A 241-nucleotide genomic window follows, 5' to 3' on the forward strand; every position below is an offset into this window, starting at 1 on the left:
GAGGGCGCGGATGCCGCCACGCTCGGTGGCGTGATGGCCCGCCGCGTAAAAATGCAGGCCTTGTTCACGGGCTGAGTGGATAGTCTGCTCGGAGACTTCGCCGGTAATGAAGGCGTCGACACCAAAACGCGCCGCGCTGTCAATAAAGCCCTGGCCGCCGCCGGTGCACCATGCCACGCGCTTCACGGTATCCGGCCCGGTGTCGCCGCACCACAGCGGACGACGCCCCAGGCGCGCTTCG

At 67.6% G+C, this 241-nt stretch carries 1 protein-coding gene; it reads right to left on the reverse strand.

What is annotated here, in order from left to right:
• Window positions 1-241, reverse strand: a 241-nt coding sequence (locus HFD97_RS22125; protein WP_185155372.1) for a Nif3-like dinuclear metal center hexameric protein, incomplete at both ends; no start/stop codon positions are given.

The sequence above is a fragment of the Pantoea sp. EKM103V genome (genome assembly GCF_011800365.1).
GTDB lineage: Bacteria > Pseudomonadota > Gammaproteobacteria > Enterobacterales > Enterobacteriaceae > Pantoea > Pantoea anthophila.